The following is a 20387-nucleotide window of genomic DNA, read 5'->3' as shown; positions in this document are numbered from 1 at the left end:
AACATAACAATGTACAGAATATTTCAAGGAGTTCTGACAAACATCGTCGCAGTGCTGCTCCAAGTCACCAATAAGCAATAACCCGCGCTTGCGCCCTTGCTGGACCGGGAAAATCAGTCTGGGCCCTGTTTTTTCGCACAGCTTTTATGTCGCAAAATTATTCCGAACAGCAGCAAAAACACAACAAAAGAGGCCAAGCCAGCCAGCCCCAGATTTGCACTCAAGCCATAGGCGTCCACAAACTGCCCACCCAGCCAGGAGCCAAGCGCTATGCCGATATTGAAGACAGCTACGTACAACGCAGTGGCGACCTCAACAGCATTGGCTGCAGCCTTCATCATCCAGCTCATCAGCCCAACCGACACCCCGCCATAGGCCAGGCCCCAAAGCAGCAAAATCACACCTCCACCCAGCGGTGAACCACCCACTGTCAAGAAAAGCAAAGCAGTGATGCTTATACCCAACGCTATCGCCATCAAGCTGGCTTCAGTGCGTTGCGCCGCCGAAATCCCGATCAGGAAATTGCCCACAATCCCGGCCACACCATAAGCGAACAACAAGCCCCCTATCCATTCAGAGCCTATGCCGGAAACAGACAGCAAAAGAGGACGCACAAAGGTAAACGCGCTGAAATGCCCCGCAACCAGCATCAAGGTCAGCAGCAAGCCAAACCATAACCGCCGATTGCCAAATTGCTCGACGAACTGACGCCATGTGGTCGAGCACGACACGAACAGAGGAGGAATCACGGCCAGATGGAAGATCAGCACCGAAGCGCTCAGTAGCGCCATGCCGCCAAAGGCCCAGCGCCACCCGAGCAGATCGCCCATCAAGGCGCCTAAGGGCACGCCCAATACAGAAGCCGCGGCGACCCCACCGAAGATGATCGAGGTTGCCAACCCCACAGACTGAGCCGGAACCAGACGAGAGGCCAACCCCCCCGCAATGGCCCAGATCCCTCCCATGCAAAAGCCGACCAGTACACGGGCAGCCAGCATCCAGACAATGCTGGGAGCCAGGGCAGACGCAATATTGGCCACCACCAACAAGGCCAGCAAACCGCACAGGATGCGTCGCCTATCCACGCCACCAGAAACCAACACCACCAGCGGCGCAAACAAAGCGGCCAATAAGGCAGGTAAGGAAATCAACAAACCAGCCGTCCCCGTAGAGGTCTGCAAGCTGTCTGCAATGGGGGTCAACAAACCTACGGGCAACATTTCTGTGGTGACCACTGAAAAGGTGGCCAAGCCAACAGCGCCAACCGCCAACCAGGACTGCCGCTTGCCGGGCTGCCCGGCCATGGATAGAGAAGAGGTATTCATCGCTAAATATTCAAGGAAAGAAGGCTAAACAGCGCAGGAACGAGCCGTTACAGGTTTGCGCAAACGTTGATGGCTGAACAAGGCAAGCAAGACGATCAAGGCAGCGGCATAGAGCGCGACCATAAAACCAGAACTAGCTCCGCCCTGATCCACCATCTGTCCCGAAGCGGCAGCCCCCATGGCCACACCAATATTCAGACCAGCCAGCAACCAGGTCATGCCCTCGGTTAACTGCTGCTCCGGCACCACACGCTCAACCAGCGACATGGCAACAATCATGGTGGGAGCGAAAAACAGACCAGCCAGCAAGACCGCCCCTGCCAACTGAGCCACGCTGGCCACCAGCCATAAAGGCAAGGTCGTGGCAGCGGTAGCCAAACCACCTACTAAAAGCAGACGATGCAAAGGAATATTCAGCTTCAAACCACCAAACACCAGACCCGCCACGCAAGAACCCAAGGCATAAGCCGATAGCACCAGACTGGCCGCCCCCGGCTGCCCCATCTGCTCGGCAAAAGCCACGCTGACAATATCCACGGTGCCCACGATCACCCCCATGGCGACCATCAACAGGGCCAATAGACGCACACTATTCAGACGCAGGACCGAAGGGCGACTGCCCTGCTCCTGCATCTGGATTGGTGGTTCACTGCCTTTTTGCAGCAGAAGGGCCGACACGCCGACTACCAGCAATAGCGCAGCAGCCAGCACACCGGCTTGCGGAAACACCAAAACAGCCAAGCCCACCGACAAAGGCGGCCCGGCAATAAAGGTGACTTCATCCAGCACGGTTTCCAACGAATATGCCGTTTGCAAACGATCCTGACCACGGTAAATCGCCGTCCAGCGTGCACGCACCATGGCCGACATGCTGGGCATGAAACCGGCCAGCACCGCGCCTGCAAACAAGATCCAATCAGGCGCTTGCCACCAGCTCGCCCCCAACAAGAGCAGCAGGCCCAGCACACTGATGGCTGTTGCCAGCGGCAGGACACGACTTTGCCCACGCTGGTCCACCCAACGGGACACTTGCGGCGACAACAGCGCATAGGTCAGGACAAAAGTGGCGGACACCGCCCCCGCCAAGGCATAGCTGCCCCGCAATTGCGACAGCATGGTGATGATTCCTATCCCTATCATGGGCAGCGGAATCCGGGCCAGCAGCCCGGCCAGGGCAAAACCCCGTGTGCCGGGCGCGGCAAAAAGTTCTCGATAAGGCTGAGCCATTACATTCTCCGTGGACGCCCGCTTGCCACGACACGGTGATGCGTCGACAATACATACAAGGCGTATGTTTAAAATGATATATACATACGTCTCGCATGTAAATATACATTCAGTCCGTATGTAAGGAGAAACTATGGCACGCCGTACCCGCGCCGAGATGGAAGAAACCCGCGCCACCCTGCTGGCCACCGCCCGCACTTTCTTTGCAGAGCGTGGTTATGCCGACACATCCATGGACGAATTGACGGCCCAAGCAGGTCTGACACGCGGCGCGCTCTACCATCACTTCGGCGACAAAAAAGGTTTGCTGGCGGCGGTGGTCGATCAGATCGATGCAGAAATGGATGAACGCCTGCAGGCTATTTCAAACAATGCCGAGGATGCCTGGGACGGGTTTGTACGCCGCTGCCATGCCTATCTGGAAATGGCACTGGAGCCGGAAATGCAGCGCATTGTCTTGTGTGATGCCAAAGCCGTACTGGGTGGCGCCTCACCCGAATCACATCAATATTGTGTCGGTTCCATGGAAGGCCTGATTCAGGCACTGATGGATCAAGGCCGGATTGAACAGGCCGATCCCCACGCCCTGGCTTCCCTGATTTACGGCAGTCTGGCTGAAGCCGCATTCTGGATTGCCCAGGGAGAGGATGGCGATGCCCGCTTGGTGAAGGGGCTGGCAGCAATGGATTTGTTGCTGCGCGGCTTGCTGATCAAGTCCTGAACGGGTGATGCTCAAAGCAGCCAGAGTCCCGGCAAAGAGCAGGCCTGGGAGTATCTGCTTCTAGCGACAGGCAGATCAACAAATCGAATTCTGTTTTACGCGACTTCTTGAGCGGCGAGAAATATACGGTCCTGGTTTTTGCGGCGATGATGAGCCGTCCCAAAAGCCGAAACGTCCTGGCAAGCAAGTAAAGGCCACATAAACGCCAGCCATAAAAAAAACCCGCATTGAATGTTGTGCTGACACTGCTTTTACAAGCAGACCAGAAACACTCATGCGGGTTTTTCATCGACAAAGCCGGGAAGCCCAAGCTTCCCACTTCACGTCTTACACAGCGACCAAAGAGATCTCTGCAATACGCTTGCGCCACTCGGCCGGGCCAGTGTTGTGCACGGACACGCCTTGCGAATCCACGGCTACGGTCACAGGCATATCCTGGACCTCGAACTCGTAAATGGCTTCCATGCCCAGGTCTTCAAAAGCCACCACTTTCGCGTTGCGAATAGCCTTGGATACCAGGTACGCGGAACCACCCACGGCCATCAGGTAGGCCGATTTGTGGGCACGAATCGCTTCAATCGCGGTTGGGCCACGCTCGGCCTTACCGATCATGGAGATCAGGCCGGTTTTGGCCAGCATCATCTCGGTGAACTTGTCCATGCGAGTGGCGGTGGTTGGGCCTGCTGGACCCACGGCTTCGTCACGCACAGGATCAACCGGGCCCACGTAGTAAATCACGCGGTTGGTGAAGTCCACTGGCAGGGACTCGCCCTTTTCCAGCATGTCCTGAATACGCTTGTGAGCGGCGTCACGGCCCGTCAACATCTTGCCCGACAGCAGCAAGGTCTGACCTGGCGTCCAGGAAGCCACTTCTTCAGGAGTCAGCTCGTCCAGATTCACCTGGCGGGACTTGTTGTAATCCGGTGCCCAGTGAATGTCAGGCCAGGCCGACAGCGGTGGAGGTGCCAGCTCGGCTGGGCCATTGCCATCCAGCGAGAAATGCACGTGACGGGTCGCCGCACAGTTGGGGATCATGGCGACAGGCTTGGAAGCGGCGTGGGTCGGGAAGGTGTTGATCTTCACGTCCAGCACGGTGGTCAAACCACCCAGACCCTGAGCGCCAATACCCAAGGCATTGACCTTCTCGTAGAGCTCGATACGCAGCTCTTCCAGCTTGCTTTGCGGGCCGCGTTGCAGCAGCTCGTACATATCGATGTCTTCCATCAGGGCTTCTTTGGCCATCAGCATGGCTTTTTCGGCTGTGCCGCCAACGCCAATACCCAGCATGCCCGGAGGACACCAGCCAGCGCCCATCGTAGGAACGGTCTTGAGTACCCAATCAACCAGAGAATCGCTGGGGTTGAGCATCACGAACTTGCTCTTGTTTTCTGAACCACCACCCTTGGCTGCCACTTGAATGTCGACCTGATCCCCAGCGATCAGTTCGACATTCACAATACAGGGTGTGTTGTCGCGCGTGTTCTTGCGCGTGAACAAGGGGTCGTTCAGGATGGAGGCCCGCAGCGGGTTATCCGGATTCAAATAACCGCGACGTACCCCCTCGTCACAGAGCTCCTGCAAGGAGCGCTTGGTATCAAAGCGCACACCCATGCCCACTTTCAGGAATACGTTCACCACCCCGGTGTCCTGACAGATGGGGCGGTGGCCCTCGGCACACATGCGCGAGTTGGTCAGAATCTGGGCGATGGCATCTTTGGCCGCCGGGTTCTGCTCGCGCTCGTAGGCGCGGGCCAGATGCTCCAGATAGTCGGTGGGATGGTAGTAACTGATGAACTGCACCGCATCAGCGATGGACTGAATCAGATCGTCTTCTTTGATCGTGGTCATGGTGGCGTCTATATAAAAAACGGAATGAACAAGGGGAAACTATTTGCCCTGCCAGACAGGCTCGCGCTTTTCAGCGAAGGCCGTCGCGCCTTCCTTGGCGTCTGCAGAGGTGAAGATGGCAGCGATACGAGGGCGTTGCAGATCAAACAGATCCGACTGACGCCAGTCGCGCGACTGGGAAATAATGCTCTTGGCAGTTTGCACAGCCAAAGGACCATTGGCAGCAATCTGCTCGGCCAGTGCCAGGGCCTGCTCAGTGGCTTTGCCTGGCTCGGCCAGACGGCTGACCAACCCAAGTTCTGCCATACGGGCCGCGGGGTACATCCCGCCGGTCAACACCATTTCCATGGCCATATGGTAAGGAACGCGGCTTGGCAAACGCACCATGCCGCCCGATCCAGGAACGATGCCGCGTTTCACTTCAGGCAGACCAAAGTTGGCGCTGTCGGCCGCAACAATCAGGTCGCAGGACAAGGCAATTTCAAAACCACCGGCCAGACAGTAGCCTTCCACAGCGGCAATCAATGGCTTGGCAGGCGGGCGCTCGCAAATACCGGCAAAGCCGCGGTCGCCTACATAAGGGCGCTGCCCCGTCTTGGCAAAGGCTTTCAGATCCATACCGGCGCAGAACGTATTGTTAGCGCCGGTCAGCACGCCTACGGCAATGCTGGGGTCGGCATCAAACTCATCCAGAGCCTGAGCCAGCGCCTGCGCCGTTTCCAGGTTGATGGCATTGCGTGCCTCGGGACGGTTCAAGGTAATCAACAACACCTTGCCGATACGTTCAAGCGTGACAAGTTCACTCATGGACCTAGCCTCCTATAGACTGCTGCCCGGGATTGTGTTTCAAGATCGGGTCAGCAAATAAGCCGTATTTGGACAAACGCATATGATACGTCTAAAAACAACTTGACCGCCCGGTACACAGCGGCCTTGCCCATGGCCCGGACGGCCAAAATAGCCCATTGCGGGCGCTTTTCTGCTGCAAGGGCGCAGTTCACGCTAAAATAGAAAAATTTTGCAGCTTCTCGCTTTACTGGCCATTGCTCATGCTCACCTTTCAGCAAATCATACTTACGCTCCAGCAATACTGGGACAAGCACGGATGCGCTCTGCTTCAGCCCTACGACATGGAAGTCGGTGCCGGAACCTCTCATACGGCAACCTTTTTACGGGCTATTGGTCCCGAACCCTGGCGCGCTGCCTATGTACAACCTTCGCGCCGCCCCAAAGACGGGCGCTACGGGGACAACCCCAACCGCCTGCAACACTATTACCAGTTTCAGGTCGTGCTCAAGCCCGCACCTGAAAACATTCTGGATCTGTATATCGGCTCGCTGGAAGCCTTGGGCATCAATCCCAAGGCGCACGACATCCGTTTTGTTGAAGACGACTGGGAAAACCCGACACTGGGCGCCTGGGGTCTGGGCTGGGAAGTCTGGCTCAACGGGATGGAAGTCACCCAGTTCACCTACTTCCAGCAAGTAGGCGGCCTGGATTGCACGCCGACCACGGGCGAAATCACCTATGGTCTGGAACGTCTGGCCATGTACTTGCAAGGCGTGGAAAGCGTCTACGATCTGGTCTGGACCGAAGGTCACAACGGCCAGCGCATTTACTACCGCGACGTGTTCCACCAGAACGAAGTCGAGCAATCCACCTACAATTTCGAGCACGCCAGCACCGATGTGCTGTTTGCGCATTTCAACGACTACGAAGCCGAAGCCAAGCGCATCATTGACGTGCCGCTGGCCCTGCCCGCTTACGAGCAAACGCTGAAAGCGGCCCATACCTTCAATATGCTCGATGCACGCGGCGCCATCAGTGTGACTGAGCGCGCTGCCTATATTGGCCGTATCCGCAATCTGTCCCGCGCTGTCGCACAGGCTTACTACGACTCCCGCGAACGCCTAGGTTTCCCCATGCTGAGCAACACATCCTCGGAGGCCAAGTAATGAACGCCTCCACGACACAGCCTTTGCTGATTGAACTGTTCACTGAAGAACTGCCCCCCAAAGCGCTGCAACAGCTAGGTCAGGCCTTTAGTGAAGGTCTGCAAAAAGTATTGGGCGAGCAAGCCCTGCTGGCACCGAACTGTGAAGTGCGTGCCTACGCGACGCCACGCCGCTTGGCTGCCTGGTTCAGCGCTGCTTACCAGCAAGCTAAAGACCAGCCTTACACCGAAAAACTGATGCCCGCCCATATTGGCCTGGATGCCAACGGCGAGATCGCCCCGGCTCTGGCCAAACGCCTGGCTGCCAAAGGTCTGGAACATCTGAAAGCCAGCGACCTGCTGCGCGAATCCGATGGCAAGCAGGATTACCTGTACGCCAGCGGCATAGCCACCGGCGCGGCGCTGAAAGACGGCCTGCAAGAAGCCCTGGAATGGTCCATTACCCACCTGCCCATCCCTAAAGTGATGCGCTACCAGTTGGCCGATGGTGTCAGCAGCGTGCGCTTTGTGCGCCCTGCCCATGGTCTGGTCGCCCTGTGGGGTTCGGACATCGTTCCCGTCAGCGCCCTGGGTCTGCAAGCCGGTCGTCAAACACACGGCCACCGCTTCATGTGCGATGCCCCCTTCGACATCCGTGATGCCGATAGCTGGGCCACCCAAGTCCAGGAACAAGGCTGGGTCGTTCCGTCCTTCGAGACACGCCGCGAACAGATTCGCACCGACCTGGAAGCTGAAGCCAAACGCCTGAACTCCACCTTGGGCGACGATCCCGAAGTGGAAGCGTTGCTGAACGAAGTCACCGCTCTGGTCGAATACCCCACCGTGTACGTGGGCCAGTTCGACGAGCAATTCCTGCAAGTGCCTTCCGAGTGCCTGATTCTGACCATGCGTCTGAATCAAAAGTATTTCCCACTGTTTGACCCCGCCACCCAAAAACTGACCAATCGCTTTTTGATCGTCAGCAATATGAAGGTGGACGATCCCAGCAACATCATTGAAGGTAACGAGCGCGTGGTTCGCCCCCGTCTGGCGGACGCCCAGTTCTTCTTTGAAACTGATCGCAAACAGACTCTGGCCGAGCGTGTTCCTACACTGGCTGGCAGCGTGTACCACAACAAGCTGGGTTCACAACTGGACCGTATCGAACGCTTGCAGTCCGTCGCTGGCTACATCGCCAAGCAGTTGGGTGCCAATCAAGAGCACGCCCGTCGTGCCGCGCTTCTGGCCAAGGCGGACTTGAACTCCAATATGGTGGGCGAATTCCCCGAACTGCAAGGTGTGATGGGTGCTTACTACGCCCAAGGCGATGGCGAGCCCGAGGACATCGTGCTGGCGATTCGTGAGCAATACCGTCACCGTCTGGACCAGCCAGTCACAGAAGCCAGCCTGACCCAGGCCATTCTGTTCCTGGCCGAGCGCGCCGAGGTTCTGGTCGGTATCTGGGGCATTGGTCTGGCTCCTACAGGTGAACGCGACCCCTACGCCCTGCGCCGCGCGGCTCTGGGCCTGATCAGCGCCTACGAACAGCTACAAGCCGGTGCCCAGTTGAAGGCCAATAGCCTGAATCTGGATACGCTGCTGAACACCACGGCATCCTTCTTCAAGGACGTTGCCCTGGCTGCTGACACGGTAGACGCGGTTCAAACCTTCATTTACGAACGCTACCGTAACCAGCTCAGCAACGATTACGAGCGCAGCGTGGTGGATGCCGTGCTGGCTTTGCGCCCACCGCTGGAACAGGTTCACGCCCGTATCCAAGCTTGCGCCTCCTTCGCCCAACGCCCTGAAGCCGAGAGTCTGGCTGCCGCCAACAAGCGTGTCAGCAATCTGCTCAAGAAAGCCGAAGGTAAACTGGCCACGCTGGACGACAAACTGCTGGTCGAACCTGCCGAGCGCGAGCTGGCTGCCAAGATTGAGCAATTGCAGCCTGTTGCTCAGGCCCAATTTGAAGCCGGCGAGTTTGACGCGTCCCTGGCCACCCTGGCTCAGGCCCGTGGTGCTGTGGATACCTTCTTCCAGGACGTCATGGTCATGGCAGAAGATCCAGCCGTCCGTGCCAACCGTCTGGCCTTGCTGGCCAAGCTGCACGCACTGATGAACCAGGTTGCTGATCTTTCCAGGCTAGCTAACTAGTGAAACTTGCCATCATTGATCGGGACGGTGTCATCAACCATGACAGCGATGCCTTTATCAAAAGCCCACAAGAGTGGGAAGCCATTCCAGGCAGTCTGGAGGCCTTGGCACGCCTGACCGAAAACGGCTGGAAGGTGGTCATTGCCACCAACCAGTCCGGTCTGGCGCGTGGTTTGTTCTCCATGACCACGCTAAACGCCATCCATGCCAAGATGCGCCGCGAACTGGCCTTGCTGGGTGGTTTTATCGACGCCATCTTTATTTGCCCGCACGGCCCTGATGATGGCTGCACCTGTCGCAAACCAGCCCCTGGCATGTTTCACGATATCGCACACCGCTATGAAGTGAACCTGAAAACCGTACCCTCGGTGGGCGATTCCTTACGCGATCTGCAGGCGGCCAGCCAAGCCGGTTGTGCTCCCTGGTTGGTCCAGACTGGCAAAGGCATGCGTACTCTAGAGAAAGGCGGCTTGCCCGACGGCACGCGCGTCGAGGCCGATCTGGCCGCTGTTGTCGACAAATGGCTCCACGGAAACTGATATGGGCATTATCCGCGCTTCACTCTATCAACTCTTTTTGTTGATTACCGTCATCCCCTATGCCTTTGTCAGCCTGCTGATGGCACCGCTGCCACTGGATATACGCTACCGCGTAACCACCGGCTGGCCGCGTCTGGCGGTCTGGGGGGCCCGCACGATTTTGGGCATACGCTGGCAGACCAAGGGCTGGGAAAACCTGCCCGATGGCAAGGCCATCATCCTGTCCAAGCACCAGTCAGCCTGGGAAACATTGTTCTTTCCGTCCTACATGCCGCGACAGGTGTGTTTTGTTTACAAGCGCGAGCTACACAAAGTCCCCTTCTTCGGTTGGGGATTGGCCTTGTTGCGCATGATCCCGATTGATCGCGCCAAAGGCCGGGATGCCTTTGAACAAGTCATCAAGGTCGGGCAGCAGCGCATTGACGAGGGCCGCTGGCCCCTCTTGTTCCCGGAAGGGACTCGCACCGCCCCTGGCACAACAGGCCGCTACAAAATGGGGGGAGCCTTGCTGGCCACCCGTACCGGCACACCGGTCATCCCCGTCGCCCACAATGCGGGCGAATGCTGGCGTCGCAATGCCTTTATCAAGACGCCGGGCTTGGTTACTATCTCTTTTGGGCCTCCCATTGATCCCACCGGGCTGAGCCCTGAAGAAGTCAACCAACGCGTACAGACATGGATTGAAACCGAAATGCGCGTCTTGAACCCGGAACGCTATGACGGTCCCCCCGCAACTGGCTCTGTTTCCTGACACGGCCTTTCCCCACCCGGCGCAGCGGCAAGAAAAGCCGCCCGCTGGTTCTGCTTTGCCGCCCAACCAGGTCTTGACCATCCGGCCTGACACCTTGCCCGAAGGCGTTCAGTGGCAACAAGTCGAACTGGATGGCCACACCATTGGCTATCAACTCAAACGCTCTCGACGTCGCACCCTGGGTCTGACCATTAACGACAGTGGCCTGACCGTTGCCATGCCTTCCTGGGTAAAGCTCAGCCAGGCCGAACAAGTCCTGCACAGCAAAAGCGCCTGGATACTGCGCAAGCTGCGCGAATACCAACAGCGTCGCGAACAATTGGCCTTGCAAAGCCTGCAATGGGTTGATGGCGATACCCTGCCCTTTATGGGCGTACCCATTCGCCTTAGCCTGAACCCACAGATTCAACAAGTTCAGTTTGAAGGCCTGATCAGCCAAGCCCAACACGGCCAGCGCTTGTCCCTGCCCTTACCCGTCGATGCCGAGGCCCAGCGCGTTCAGGAGCTGACCCAAGCCTGGCTGCAAAAACAGGCCCGGCTCTGGTTTGAGCAGCGTCTGGCGCATTATCTGGAATTGTCAGGCCTGAGCGCCAGAAAACTGCGTCTGGCCGCCCCCGCCAAACGCTGGGGATCCTGCAACAGTGACGGCACGATCATGCTGAACTGGCGCCTGATACACTTTCACCCATCCATCATTGATTACGTCGTCGCTCACGAGGTCGCGCATCTGCAAGAGATGAATCACGGCCCACGTTTCTGGGCTTTAGTCGAATCGCTCTACCCTGATTTTGTCAATGCGCGCAATCAGTTACGACAATATGATCCAGTCACCCTGCCCCTGCTTTAGGGCCTGTTGACATTAAAAGGAGCCTCACATGAATATGCAAACACGCGCATGGCAAGACGCGAAGCACAGCCGTAGCGGGACTACGGCGAGCATTCGCAACGCAGGCAGGCGCCCGTTTGCATATTCACCCTTTCGGGCTGGCCGGTATTCAGACAGCATACGTTGTTGCCCATGCCTTGCGTGGAACCACCACGCGGCGGCCTGTGCGCCTAGCCTGCTGCCTGAATACCGGCCAGTGTGGGGCCTCCTTTTAATGTCAACAGGCCCTAAGGCAGGCTGAACTCTAGGAGCTCTACCTTATGCGTATCCTGCACACCATGCTGCGTGTCGGCAATCTGGACCGTTCTTTGGCCTTTTACACCGAAGTACTGGGCATGAAATTGCTGCGCCAGTCCGACTACCCGGACGGCCGCTTCACCCTGGCTTTTGTGGGCTATCAGGACGAGTCCGAAGCCGCCGTACTGGAGCTGACCCACAACTGGGACACCCCCTCCTACGATCTGGGTAATGGCTATGGCCACATCGCCCTGGAAGTGCCTGATGCCTACAAAGCCTGTGAGGACATCAAGGCGCGCGGCGGCAAGGTCGTACGCGAGGCCGGTCCCATGAAGCACGGCACCACCGTGATTGCGTTTGTGGAAGACCCGGACGGCTACAAGATTGAACTGATCCAGGCCAAAGGGCGCGTGGATTAAAAAACAGAACCGGCCGTAGCAGGCCGGTTTTTTTATGGCGCCCCTGGACACTCTACGACTGGTGATTGCCTCCCTACGACTGCTTGTACTTACTACGCTCTAGGGCAGCCAGATACTACAGTCATCGTAAGGCCTTCTTCGCTCCACCTGCTGTTCAGATTTGAAGACGGCTAATCCCCAGCGATCAAACTAGGTCCAAAACAAGGTTGATCGCTTCCCGATCAGGTGGTTTCAAGTTCAAAATCAGAGCCAAGCGACTCGAGTCCTATTTTGCGACTATTTGTGCCAACACCCTTACATAGCGTAGCCGCTAAAACCCGCCTGGATTCTGCGACAATCTAGCTTGGCTTGTCCCTGCCCTGTTTACTGCCAACACTATGCTCAATACTCTTTGGCTGCTTTTCTTCCTGATCGCCGCCGTCAGCGGTTTTTACCAGTGGCTGGTCGGGGGCAATAGCGAAATTTTCGCGCAGATGGTGCGCAGCTTGTTCGATATGGCCGCCCTGTCCGTGCAACTGATGCTGCTGCTTTTTGGCACGCTCACCCTGTGGTTGGGTTTCTTGAAGATTGCCGAGAAAGCCGGGCTGATCGACACCTTGGCTCGCTGGCTGGGACCACTGTTCAGCCGCCTGATGCCTGGCGTGCCTGCCGGTCACCCCGCTTTGGGCTTGATCACCCTGAACTTCGCCGCCAATGGCCTGGGCCTGGACAATGCCGCCACGCCCATAGGTTTGCGGGCCATGAAGTCGCTGCAAACACTGAACCCGCATCCGGACACCGCCACCAACGCTCAGATCCTGTTTCTGGTGCTGAATGCCTCGTCACTGACGCTGATTCCCATCAGCATTTTCATGTACCGGGCTCAACAAGGCGCACCGGACCCCACGATGGTGTTTCTGCCCATTCTGCTGGCCACCACCGCCTCCTCACTGGCCGGATTGCTCAGCGTGGCCCTGGTGCAGCGCCTGCGTCTGTTTGATCCGGTGCTGATGTTGTGGTTTGGGGTATTTGCGCTGATCCTGGGCTCTTTCATGGCCTTGCTAGCCACACTTAGCGCTGCGGCTATCCAGTCGCTTTCTTCCTTGCTGGGTAACCTGACCCTGCTGTCCATTATCTGGCTGTTTCTGCTTATCGGATGGCGCCGCAAGGTGCCGCTCTATGAAACCTTTGTAGAAGGCGCCAAAGAGGGCTTTGGCGTCGCCAAGGATCTACTGCCTTATCTGGTTGCCATGTTGTGTGCAGTAGGCGTGCTGCGTAGCTCTGGTGCCCTGGATATCGTGCTGGACATGATCCGCTGGCTGGTCAACCTGATCGGGCTGGATACACGCTTTATTGATGCCCTGCCTACCGCCTTGGTCAAGCCCTTCTCGGCCGGTGCCGCTCGCGCCTTGCTGATCGAAACCATGCAGCATCACGGTGTAGACAGCTTCCCCGCGCTACTGGGCGCAACGGTGCAAGGCAGTACCGAAACCACGTTCTATGTGCTGGCCGTGTATTTTGGTGCGGTAGGCATACAACGTGCTCGCCACGCCGTTTCCTGCGCCTTGATTGCCGATCTGGCTGGCGTACTGGCCGCCATCGCTGTTTGTTATTGGTTCTTCGGCTAGGAGCCAAGGCTCAGCGTGAGAGTCAGAAGCATCGCCCCAGCAGACTCAGCCAAGAAGGATTGATTATCGCAGTAAGGTGTGGCCTTAACAGGGCCCACCATGAAAAACACCCCAAAACAGGATCAAGGTCCAATTTTTGGAGTGTCATTCATTAGGGAGTGTTGTGCATCTGGCGGCTTATAGAACGCCCTTATCCATCAGGTGATCGGCCAGCGCAATGTACTTTTCCAAGGACAAATCAGCAGGCCGACTGGTCGGCGCAATTTCCAAGGCCTCCCAATCAATATGGGGTGTCCAGTCACCCAGACCACCGCGCAACATCTTGCGCTTTTGCGCGAACGCGCGGGCCACAACCTGGCTGAACACCTTTGCATCACGGGCCTGGGCACGGTCAGCGGGCAAAGGCACCATGCGCACCACGGCGGACACCACTCGCGGCGGTGGGTTGAAAGCCTCGGGCGGCACTTCAAATAGCTTGGTCATGCGATAGCGTGCCTGCAACATCACCGACAATCGGCTGTAATCCGAGGAGCCGGGTTTGGCGACCATGCGGTCGATCACTTCCCGTTGCAGCATGAAATGCTGGTCCAGCACGGCATCGGCATAGTCCAGCAAATGAAACAGCAAAGGACTGGAAATGTTGTAAGGCAGGTTGCCCACAATACGCAGATTCGGGCCCAAGGCACCGAAATCCACGCTCAAGGCATCAGCCTCAATGATTTCCAGCTTGTTGGGCGAATAATGATGACGCAGGCGAGCCGCCAGATCGCGGTCAATCTCGACCACGCGCAAGCGCTCCAGCGCCTGCGTCAATGGTCGGGTCAGGGCCGACAGGCCCGGACCAATTTCCACCATATTATCGACAGGCCGAGGGCCAATCGCACGGATGATCTGGTCGATGATGGCCTCATCTTCCAGAAAGTTCTGTCCAAAGCGCTTGCGCGCCTGATGCTGGGCCATACCTGTCCTTAGCGACGGCGGGTGCTGGACTCGGGGTCCAAACGGTTATCAATGTAAGCACGGCCACGCAAGCTGTTCAGCCAGTCCTCAAAAGCAGGCTCGGCGCGCTGCTGGAACAGGGCCTGACGAGCCTGCATACGCTTGTACTCGTTTTCCATATTGCGGGTACGGCGCTCGATAACCTGGATCAAGTGCCAGCCAAACTGGGACTCGACCACGGCGGTATCGTTGCCAGGTTGCAACTTGTCCATGGCTTGCTCGAACGGAGGTACTGTCTCACCGGGCGAGAGCCAACCCAAATCACCACCTTGTGGCGCACTGCTGTCTTCCGAGTAACGCTTGGCCAGATCCTGGAAGGACTCACCGTTGCGTAAACGCACTTGCAATTGCTCAATACGTTGACGGGCCTGCTCGGAGGTCATGACCTTGGAGAGCTTGACCAGAATGTGGCGAGCATGCGTCTGAGTCACCATCATGGGACCCGATTGGGCCGATGTCGCACTGGCCACAGGCGAGGTATTGCTTGGCGCAGCGCCGCCACGCTCCAGCACCTTCAGAATGTGAAAACCTTGACCACTGCGGATCAGGTTGGAAACCTGGCCGGGAGCCAGGTTATGAACAGCTTGTGCGAACAAATCAGGCCAGTCGGACAGTGAACGGCTTCCCATCACACCGCCATTCAGGGCTTCCTGACCGTCCGAGTTGGACGCAGCCAAACCCGCAAAGTCTGCCCCCGAACGAGCTTGGGCCAACAGACCTTCAGCTTTGGTACGCAAACGGGCTTCTTCACTCGCGTTGGCGCCTTCAGGCACCCGCACAAGAATCTGCGCCAGGGCAACGGGCGCATTCTGGCTTTGTGCAGCGGACTGCCCCAAATTACCCAAACCCGCACCACCTTGAGAGCGCAGATAAATATCGATATCGGCATCCGTAATATTGATGCTGCTGTCGACCGCACGCATACGCAACTGATCCAGCAGAATTTCCTGCTTCAGATTGGCACGATACTGTTCCCAAGTAATGCCATTTTTTTCAATCTCGGCACGCAACTGGGCTTCAGTCATATTGTTGCGCGAGGAAATCATGCGTATGCCTTCATCCACCTGCTGAGGGCCGACAGAAATGCCCATGGCACGCGCTTCCTGCTGCTCCAGACGCTCGTTGATCAGACGTTGTAAAACCTGTTTACGCAAAACGTCTTGCTCAGGAGTCGGAATTTTTTGGCGTTTGAGCTGTTCCAGCACTTGAGCCGCTTCCAGATCAACTTGACGCAAGGTAATAACCTCGTCATTGACCACGGCAGCAATGCCGTCCACAAACTGGGAGGCGGCAGCCGGTGCTGCCTTGTTTGCAGCGGGCTTGGATTGCGCCTGAGCCATGTGAGCCGTACCCAGCCCCATGACGGCCATCAAAGCCAATGACAGGCTGCGGTTTTTCAAGCTGAAACGCATATTATTCATACCTCTCATGAATCATTTTTTCCTGTACGGGGTCCGAGATGGGTTCATAGCCGATCACGCGATCACGCAACATTTTGATAGGGTCGTTGCCAATGCCGCCCAAACCGGACAGCTCCAGCTGGAAGAACATGGCTTTATTGGTTTCCCTGGCCGAAACCGCATAGCGTTGCAGAACCACTCGCGCCGCCCAGCAGCAATCACCTTTGTACTCCAAGCCCAACACCGTCTGTGTACCACGGCTTTCCTGAATGGAGTAATCGTAACGCCCCACCGCATACAGCTTGTTGCTCAAGGGCCATTGGCCCGTCATGGAGACGTATTCCTTGCCACGATGATCTTCCTCGGTAGGCGTAAAAAAAGGATCCACAACCTGACGCGGGTCACGTTCATAACGATAATTCACACCCAGTGTGGCCAGACGTTTGGGACGCCAACGAATACCGGAAGCCAGACGGTTGCGGCGTTTTTCGTCAGGGTTAAATTGTGCATCGAAATTGACCGAGAACGTATTGGTCAAGGCGGCACTGGCACCGACCAGGTAGTCCGAACGGGTGCTGGTACGCGCCTTTTCATCGCCCAAGGTGACAGTTTGCTTATCAAAATACAAACGCTGAGCAGCCTGCAGAACCAGACGCTCGTAGCCGGTGTCGGCATCCAACCAACGGGAAGTCAAACCCACCGTCACCTGGTTCGCATTGGAAATACGGTCCCAACCACCCGAGAAGATGTTTTCGCTAAAGGCCTGGGCAAAGTTGAAACTGGCCAGACTGGTGTCGTACAAGGGCAGCGTAGACTGGTCGCGATAAGGCACATATAAATAGTACACACGCGGCTCTAGGGTCTGGATGGAGTCATTGCCAAACAAGGTGGTGTCGCGCTCGAAAGTCATGCCCGAATCCAGAGACAGAATGGGCAGCACGCGACTTTGCGTACGGGAGCGGTCTGCGAACCTGGCCATATTGGGGTCACCCACATACCAGTCCGTCTGGTATTGACTCATGTGCAAGCCCGCTTTCGGCGTGATATACCAGCCTGGGCGAACGACAGGGTAAGCCACCGTCGTATAGGACGAGAAACGCGTACCATCTGGAGCCAGACGGGTGCTGCGCATATTGTCGAACTCGCTCAGGTTACCGCTGTAAAACGGCAAGCGGAAACGGGTTGCGTAGTTATCGCTGACCACATCAAAGCCACCCCAGTTATAACGGGATGCTCCCAAATACCATTCAGGCAATTTGTCGTATTGTGGTTGGCGGTAACCGGTACTGGAGTCCTGCAAGGTCTGATAACGTGTCGCACTGACGTGGGAGCGGAAATATTTGGAACCGCCCCACCCCAGCGTCACTGTGCTGGCCAGATCCTGAATAGTCGAATCATTCAGGCCAAAACTGCTGAAGTCACGAAAGTAATCGTCATCCGACACCCGGCGAATATCGGCATTCAGATAAAAGCTGGCGGGCAGGCTCTGGCGATACTGCCCCATGAACAGCCAACGTTTGTAGCCCAGCTCGTTGTCATCAGGCAGGTAGTTACCCGTCAGCTCTCCGGAGAAGCTGTCACCCAGGTAACGGAATTCACCGCCCAGCATGACACCGCGCTTGCTCATGAGGCGCGGCGTCAGGGTAGCATCGTAATTCGGCGCCAGATTCAAATAATACGGCACGCTCAGGTCCAAACCACCGCGCGTAGTCATGCCGTAAGTAGGCAACAGAAAACCCGACTTGCGCTCTTTACGCAACGGGAAGGTCAAGTAGGGGGAGTACAACAGGGGGACACCCTTGAAATACAGGACGCCATTACGCGCCACCCCTTCATTTTCCTTGGAATACAGGTCTACTTTGGACGACTGGATATACCAGGACGGCTCAGGACATGGGCAACCCGAATAATTCACGTCAGACAAACGCATATGATTAGAGCTGAGAATGTCAGCCTGCGTCGCCGTTCCCCTGCCACCCGTTGCACCCAACCAGAACTCCGGCGATGACATGCGCCCGGTATCGGCATCCAGGTTGTAATCAAATTCCTGGCTGCGCACCAAAGCGCCGTCACGCATGATCAAGCCATTGCCACGGACTTGCACCTGGCCGGTTTTTTCCTGATAGTCGATCCGATCACCTTTGACCACAGAGTCAATGCGCCGAACCTGAGCACCGCCTTCCAGACGCAACGTACCGTCCTGTAGCGTTTTCATCTGATCGCCTATTAAATAGACAGCCATGTCCTCTTCCTGGAGTTTGCGCACTTGCAAACCGGGGGACGTCTTTAAAGACGGACGCACGGACGACTCAGCCTGGGCGACCCCCATGCCTGTCATCATCAACACGATATACCACGCCGCAACTCGCACTAAGACTGCGCCTCCAGTTGTGTCCTGCCATTTGTTCGCACCAGATGAAAAACCCTGGCGACCCGGTATTATAGTTAAGCCTGCCGTTTAGCGGCACTGCTAAACACTAATCCGTTACGATCTTCTGCTTCCTTTATTTATGTCTGCTTCTATTTCTGCCGCTACCGACCCTCGTTTGCAGCAAGCAATCTCTTGGCTGAACACCCTGAAATCCCGCTTTGGGCTGGATGTCGACAGCCTGCAAATGGCCTCCAGCGACGCCAGCTTTCGCCGTTACTTTCGCCTTCAGGCCCAGGACCGCAGCGTCGTTTTGATGGATGCCCCCCCCGCCACTGAAGACTGCAAACCCTTTATACACGTTACCGAACTGCTGGCACCTACTGGTATTCATGTGCCCGAGATCCTGGCGGCTGATACCGAGCAAGGTTTCTTGCTATTGAGCGACCTGGGCCAGGACAATTTCCAGACCGCCCTGAAAAACCCCTTGCCACAAAGCGAGCTGGACAAACTGTACCGCAGTACGCTGCTGACCCTGGTGAAATTGCAACAAGCGGACACCACGGGCTTGCCTGAGTACAACGAACAGCGCCTGCTAGAAGAGCTGCAAGTATTCCCCGAATGGTACATACAGAAGCACCGCCAGTTTGAGCTGAATGAAAAAGATCAGGCCATGTTGCGCAAGACCTTTGCCGAACTGGTTCAGGGCAATGTGCAAAGCGCTACTGTACTCGTGCACCGGGATTTCCACAGCCCTAATTTGATGATGCCCCTGCCCGGCCAGACAGAGCCTGGCGTCATTGACTATCAGGATGCCTTGGCCGGCCCCATCACTTATGACATTGCCTCTTTAGTCATGGACGCGCGCGTAACCTGGACAGAGGAGCAGCAACTGGACTGGGCAATTCGCTATTGGCAAGCCGCCATGGAGGCCGGTCTGGATGTCCCCGCCGACTTCGCCGTCTTCCACCAGCAATACGAATGGATGGGCCTGCAACGCAATCTGCGTATTCTGGGTGTCTTTGCCCGCCTTTCTCTGCGTGACGGCAAACACCATTACCTGGATCACATGCCCCGCCTGCTCGGGTATGTACACCAAGTGGCCAGCCGCTACGAAAGCTTCAACGGTTTGCTGCGCCTCTTGAACCGTCTGGAAGGCCGCCAAACTGTTTTAGGCATGACGGTCTGATGCGCGCCATGATTCTGGCGGCGGGTCGAGGCGAGCGCATGCGCCCCTTAACCGACACCTGCCCCAAGCCTCTGATTCCGGCCGGCGGCCAGCCACTGATCATCTGGCATTTGCGTGCGCTGGCCAAAGCGGGCTTTCGTGACGTCATCATCAACCACGCCTGGTTGGGCGAGCAGATTGAATCCACCCTGGGGGACGGCAGCCAATGGGGACTGCGCCTGAGCTACTCACCAGAAGAAACCGCCCTGGAAACGGCCGGTGGCATTGCCAGGGCACTGGATTTTTTCCAAGGCCAGCCTTTCTTGTTAATGAATGGCGATATCTGGTGTGATTGGGATCCGGCACAGGCCTTTGCCATGGCCGAGCGCCTGCAAGCCGGCCCGGAGCAGGCCTGGTTGATCCTGACCCCCAACCCACCCCACCACCCCGAAGGCGACTTTGGCATGCAGCAAGGACAATTGCATCTATGCGCCAAAGCCTGTGCGGCAGCCCGTAGCGCCACCTTGAGCGGCATAGGAGTCTACAAGCCCGGACTCTTTGCGCACCTGCCTAAAGATCAGCCAGCCAAAGCCGCTCCTTTGTTACACGCCGCCATTGATCGCCATCAAGTACTGGGCAGCCTGCATCCAGGTTTCTGGATGGATGTGGGCACCCCCGAACGATTAAGCCAGCTAAACCAACACTTGGAATCGTTAGCACCCTCACAGTAAACTGATAGTTTGCAGGCTGGTTGGCAGACGTTTCCAAGCACAACAAAGGGCAACAAAGCCAACCAGTCCCGCCT

General features: G+C 57.0%; 17 protein-coding genes. 10 read left to right on the top strand and 7 right to left on the bottom strand.

Translation table 11 applies throughout. The features are described 5' to 3' along the window. Nucleotides 1–113: 113 nt before the first annotated feature. Nucleotides 114–1325 (bottom strand): MFS transporter, encoded by a 1212-nt coding sequence (locus LNA76_RS11065; protein WP_230019076.1) that lies wholly within the window; start codon nt 1323–1325, stop codon nt 114–116. Between the two features lie 24 nt (nt 1326–1349). Next, nucleotides 1350–2552, bottom strand: coding sequence for an MFS transporter (locus tag LNA76_RS11060; RefSeq protein ID WP_230019075.1), 1203 nt, complete (start codon nt 2550–2552; stop codon nt 1350–1352). Between the two features lie 133 nt (nt 2553–2685). Here LNA76_RS11060 and LNA76_RS11055 point away from each other — a divergent pair, with 133 nt between their 5' ends. Then, on the top strand, nt 2686–3273 hold the full coding sequence (locus tag LNA76_RS11055; RefSeq protein WP_230019074.1) for a TetR/AcrR family transcriptional regulator: 588 nt from the start codon (nt 2686–2688) through the stop codon (nt 3271–3273). 327 nt (nt 3274–3600) lie between these two features. On the opposite strand, the gene LNA76_RS11050 is transcribed toward LNA76_RS11055, so the two are convergent. Continuing rightward, nucleotides 3601–5121 carry a fumarate hydratase gene (locus tag LNA76_RS11050; protein WP_042483647.1) on the bottom strand — a complete coding sequence of 507 codons (1521 nt, stop codon included), beginning with the start codon at nt 5119–5121 and terminating at the stop codon, nt 3601–3603. Nucleotides 5122–5160: 39 nt separating this feature from the next. Continuing rightward, nucleotides 5161–5928: a crotonase/enoyl-CoA hydratase family protein gene (locus LNA76_RS11045; RefSeq protein WP_094195784.1), complete on the bottom strand. Its 768-nt coding sequence runs from the start codon at nt 5926–5928 to the stop codon at nt 5161–5163. A 242-nt stretch (nt 5929–6170) separates the two neighbouring features. On the opposite strand from LNA76_RS11045, the gene glyQ reads away from it, so the two are divergent. The 7 genes from glyQ to LNA76_RS11010 all read left to right on the top strand — a co-directional run bounded on the left by glyQ (nt 6171) and on the right by LNA76_RS11010 (nt 13647). Next, nucleotides 6171–7076 (top strand): glycine--tRNA ligase subunit alpha, encoded by a 906-nt coding sequence (glyQ, locus tag LNA76_RS11040; protein WP_094195782.1) that lies wholly within the window; start codon nt 6171–6173, stop codon nt 7074–7076. Continuing rightward, nucleotides 7076–9208, top strand: coding sequence for a glycine--tRNA ligase subunit beta (gene glyS, locus LNA76_RS11035; protein WP_230019073.1), 2133 nt, complete (start codon nt 7076–7078; stop codon nt 9206–9208). The genes glyQ and glyS overlap by 1 nt, the downstream gene beginning before the upstream one ends. Further along, on the top strand, nt 9208–9747 hold the full coding sequence (gene gmhB, locus LNA76_RS11030; RefSeq protein WP_094195780.1) for a D-glycero-beta-D-manno-heptose 1,7-bisphosphate 7-phosphatase: 540 nt from the start codon (nt 9208–9210) through the stop codon (nt 9745–9747). Before glyS ends, gmhB begins: the two co-directional genes overlap by 1 nt. 1 nt (nt 9748) lies before the next feature. Further along, nucleotides 9749–10498 carry a lysophospholipid acyltransferase family protein gene (locus tag LNA76_RS11025; RefSeq protein ID WP_094195779.1) on the top strand — a complete coding sequence of 250 codons (750 nt, stop codon included), beginning with the start codon at nt 9749–9751 and terminating at the stop codon, nt 10496–10498. Beyond that, the gene (locus LNA76_RS11020; protein WP_125277026.1) at nt 10464–11345 is read left to right on the top strand and encodes a M48 family metallopeptidase; all 882 of its coding nucleotides are present in this window, start codon (nt 10464–10466) and stop codon (nt 11343–11345) included. Before LNA76_RS11025 ends, LNA76_RS11020 begins: the two co-directional genes overlap by 35 nt. 299 nt (nt 11346–11644) lie before the next feature. Next, nucleotides 11645–12040 carry a lactoylglutathione lyase gene (gene gloA / locus LNA76_RS11015; protein ID WP_003803488.1) on the top strand — a complete coding sequence of 132 codons (396 nt, stop codon included), beginning with the start codon at nt 11645–11647 and terminating at the stop codon, nt 12038–12040. 377 nt (nt 12041–12417) lie between these two features. Next, entirely contained in the window at nt 12418–13647 is a 1230-nt protein-coding gene (locus tag LNA76_RS11010; protein ID WP_094195777.1) for a nucleoside recognition domain-containing protein, read from the top strand. A 177-nt stretch (nt 13648–13824) separates the two neighbouring features. On the opposite strand, the gene rsmA is transcribed toward LNA76_RS11010, so the two are convergent. From rsmA to LNA76_RS10995, 3 genes are read right to left on the bottom strand one after another with little or no spacing between them, the layout of a single operon-like run. Then, on the bottom strand, nt 13825–14607 hold the full coding sequence (gene rsmA, locus LNA76_RS11005) for a 16S rRNA (adenine(1518)-N(6)/adenine(1519)-N(6))-dimethyltransferase RsmA (protein ID WP_094195776.1): 783 nt from the start codon (nt 14605–14607) through the stop codon (nt 13825–13827). An 8-nt stretch (nt 14608–14615) separates the two neighbouring features. After that, complete coding sequence (locus LNA76_RS11000; protein ID WP_108728023.1) at nt 14616–16067, bottom strand: peptidylprolyl isomerase; 1452 nt, start codon at nt 16065–16067, stop codon at nt 14616–14618. Then, the gene (locus LNA76_RS10995) at nt 16060–18417 is read right to left on the bottom strand and encodes an LPS-assembly protein LptD (RefSeq protein ID WP_321267893.1); all 2358 of its coding nucleotides are present in this window, start codon (nt 18415–18417) and stop codon (nt 16060–16062) included. Before LNA76_RS10995 ends, LNA76_RS11000 begins: the two co-directional genes overlap by 8 nt. Nucleotides 18418–18556: 139 nt before the next feature. Here LNA76_RS10995 and LNA76_RS10990 point away from each other — a divergent pair, with 139 nt between their 5' ends. Continuing rightward, on the top strand, nt 18557–19603 hold the full coding sequence (locus tag LNA76_RS10990; protein WP_094195774.1) for an aminoglycoside phosphotransferase family protein: 1047 nt from the start codon (nt 18557–18559) through the stop codon (nt 19601–19603). Beyond that, nucleotides 19603–20313 (top strand): N-acetylmuramate alpha-1-phosphate uridylyltransferase MurU, encoded by a 711-nt coding sequence (murU, locus tag LNA76_RS10985; RefSeq protein WP_230019071.1) that lies wholly within the window; start codon nt 19603–19605, stop codon nt 20311–20313. The genes LNA76_RS10990 and murU overlap by 1 nt, the downstream gene beginning before the upstream one ends. Nucleotides 20314–20387: the final 74 nt, after the last annotated feature.

Source organism: Alcaligenes sp. MMA, assembly GCF_020907215.1.
Classification (GTDB): domain Bacteria; phylum Pseudomonadota; class Gammaproteobacteria; order Burkholderiales; family Burkholderiaceae_B; genus Alcaligenes; species Alcaligenes aquatilis.
Note: the sequence above shows the minus strand (reverse complement) of the source record. Positions and strands in the feature narration are given on the sequence as shown.